The organism is Mesorhizobium sp. M7A.F.Ca.CA.001.04.2.1 (genome assembly GCF_003998485.1).
Lineage (GTDB): Bacteria > Pseudomonadota > Alphaproteobacteria > Rhizobiales > Rhizobiaceae > Mesorhizobium > Mesorhizobium ciceri.
Genome location: NZ_RZQT01000257.1, coordinates 1 through 2865 on the forward strand (window position 1 = coordinate 1; position 2865 = coordinate 2865).

Annotated in this window: 3 protein-coding genes and 1 pseudogene; 3 read left to right on the plus strand and 1 reads right to left on the minus strand. The window is 63.5% G+C overall.

The features are described from left to right. Nucleotides 1–196: pseudogene (locus EN955_RS34185) on the plus strand (hypothetical protein); the annotation flags it as partial. Between the two features lie 179 nt (nt 197–375). Here the strand turns inward: EN955_RS34185 and dksA are convergent. After that, complete coding sequence (dksA, locus tag EN955_RS34190; protein ID WP_013531862.1) at nt 376–792, minus strand: RNA polymerase-binding protein DksA; 417 nt, start codon at nt 790–792, stop codon at nt 376–378. 306 nt (nt 793–1098) lie between these two features. On the opposite strand from dksA, the gene EN955_RS34195 reads away from it, so the two are divergent. Together EN955_RS34195 and EN955_RS34200 are read left to right on the plus strand one after the other, a co-directional pair. Beyond that, nucleotides 1099–1602, plus strand: coding sequence for a histidine phosphatase family protein (locus EN955_RS34195; protein ID WP_024503532.1), 504 nt, complete (start codon nt 1099–1101; stop codon nt 1600–1602). 63 nt (nt 1603–1665) lie between these two features. Then, a partial coding sequence (locus EN955_RS34200) for a YcjX family protein (RefSeq protein ID WP_127223566.1) occupies nt 1666–2865 on the plus strand: 1200 nt, incomplete at its 3' end.

Genomic DNA, 2865 nt, shown 5'->3' on the forward strand with positions numbered 1-2865 from the left:
CGCCAACCCCGCCCGGCACCCCCCGCCACCACCGCAGCCGGTGCAGGATAGCATCGACGACACGCTGATGAGAGAACTTGAAGTATCACTGGACCAGCCCCGTTCGGGCGGCCAGGTGGGCAAGCCGGCGGCGCCGCAGTCGCTCGACGACGAGATGACCAAGCTTCTCGGTGAACTCTCCAGCCAGAAGAAATGAGCGACCGCCGGGTCGCTATCCCCGCGAAACACCGTCGCCGGTCCGGCTGCCGAACCACCTCGTCCGAAGCCCCGAGGGTTTTCGATCTTCGCGCGCCCTGAGTGGTGGATGCCGCACCAATGAAAATGGCCGGGAAACCGGCCATTTTCAGAATCGTTCGAGACAGCCGGCCGTGAGCTTCAGTCGTCGCGATAGACTTTTTCGCGGCGCTCATGCCGCTCCTGCGCTTCGATCGACAATGTCGCGATCGGACGTGCATCGAGCCGCTTCAGCGCGATCGGCTCGCCGGTTTCTTCGCAATAGCCGTAGGTGCCTTCGTCGATGCGTTGCAGGGCGGAATCGATCTTTGCAATGAGCTTGCGCTGACGGTCGCGGGCCCTGAGTTCGATGGCACGGTCGGTTTCCGAAGAGGCGCGATCGGCCAGATCGGGGTGGTTGGCGTTTTCTTGCTGCAGGATTTCCAGTGTTTCGCGCGCTTCGCGCAATATGTCATTCTTCCAGGTGACGAGCTTTGAGCGGAAGTAGGATTTCTGCCGCTCGTTCATGAACGGCTCGTCTTCGGAGGGTACGTAATCGGCGGTAACGATGTCGTTCATTCGACTCACCCAAACTGCCCCAAATTTGGCGCCTATATATTCGTCGTCCGACGCCTGCACAAGCGCAATCGGCCGCTGTTTCACGCAATTGTTAAAGTACCCGGGCACGCGTCTTTGCAGCCGCGTACGGTCGCTTTGGATCCGGTGACGCATATTTTCCCTGATCGCGGTGACCCCGGGGCCGATATGCAAGCGCCTTTTGCAGCAGCAGCGTTGGCTGATTCGCCGTGTTTGAAGAGCACGGGCCATTGTGCGCGACGCCGTTCTCGTGGCTAATCCCGGAAGGCTTCGGCATTCGGAGGTTGGGTGAGCAGGCTTTATCTGTTGCGACATGCCAAGGCTGGCTGGGCATTACCCGGCATGCGCGATTTCGACCGTCCGCTCGATGCGTCCGGCCGCGCCGATGCCGAAATGATGGGCGCCGCCATGCGCTCCCGCCTCTATGTTCCGGACCGGACGCTGTGCTCCAACGCCAAACGCGCCAAAGAGACGCTGGAAGGCCTGGCCGGCCAGACCGACACCGGCCGGGTCCTGTTCTTCGACGGGCTCTACAGCGCGGACGCGGCCGGTTATCTCAACCTTATCAAGAACAATGGCGGATCGGGCTCGTTGCTGGTCATCGGCCACAACCCGATGATGGAAGACCTTGCCTTGGCAGTTTCGGGCGGCGGCGACGAGGCTGCGCGGGCCACACTGAACCATGGGTTCCCGACCGCGGGCCTGGCGGTCGTCCGCTTCGACGGCGATCTTGCCAGCGCCGCCCAAGGCACCGGCTATCTCGAAGTGTTCCTGACGCCGGCCGATCTCTGAAGCCATTTCAAAGCCTTGTTGCAGCGCCTATATCGGACGGACCGAAGTTCGAGAGAGCATATTTTGGCATCATCGCTGACCACCTTCACCGACGAGGCGAGGATTGCCCTCGACACGGTATCGGGCCGCGCCACCGGGCTTTTTTCCCCATCGCTGCGCCTCGGCGTGACCGGATTGTCCCGCGCCGGCAAAACGGTGTTCATATCGGCCCTTGTCCACAATTTCATCCATGGCGGGCGCCTGCCGCTGTTCGAGGCGCAGAAATCGGGGCGCATCGCGCGCGCCTTCCTCGAGCAGCAGCCCGACGACGCGGTGCCGCGTTTCCAGTACGAGGACCACATCGCAGCCTTGGTCAACGACCGCGTCTGGCCCGATTCTACGCGCGCCATTTCGGAGCTGCGGCTGACCATCGAATATGAATCGGCTTCCGGCTGGAGCCGCATGTTTTCCTCGGGCAGATTGTCCGTCGATATCGTCGACTATCCCGGCGAATGGCTGCTCGATCTGCCGCTGCTCGGCAAATCCTTCGCCGATTTTTCCCACGAAGCCTTTGAAATGGCTGTTCTGCCGGTGCGCGAGGACCTGTCGCAAGCCTGGCGGGCACTATCGGCCGGGATCGACCCGAACGCCGATGCCGACGAGATGACGGCGCGCCGCCTGGCCGAGAGTTTCGCCGCCTATCTGAAAGCCTGCAAGCTCGACGAGCGGGCGCTTTCGACCTTGCCGCCCGGCCGCTTCCTGATGCCGGGCGATCTCGAAGGCTCGCCGGCCCTGACCTTCGCGCCACTGGCCGCGATCGGCGACAAGCGCCCGCGCGCAGGCTCGCTGCACGCGATGATGGACAGGCGCTATGAGGCCTACAAGACGCATGTCGTCAAACCCTTCTTCCGGGAACACATCACCCGCCTCGACCGCCAGATCGTCCTGATCGACGCTATGCAGGCGCTGAACGCCGGCCCAGGCGCCATGGCCGACCTGGAACGCGCGGTGACCGAGATCCTCAGCTGTTTTCGCCCCGGCCGGGGCAGCTTCCTCACCGATCTGTTCTCGCGGCGCATCGACCGCATTCTGGTTGCCGCGACCAAGGCCGACCATCTGCATCACGAAAGCCATGACCGGCTGCAGGCGATCGTGCGGCGGCTTGCCGACCGCGCCGTGGCACGGGCGAATTTCACCGGCGCCGATGTCGATGTGGTCGCCATGGCGGCGGTGCGCGCGACGCGCGAAGGCACCGTCAGGCAAGGCCGGGAGACGCTTCCCGTC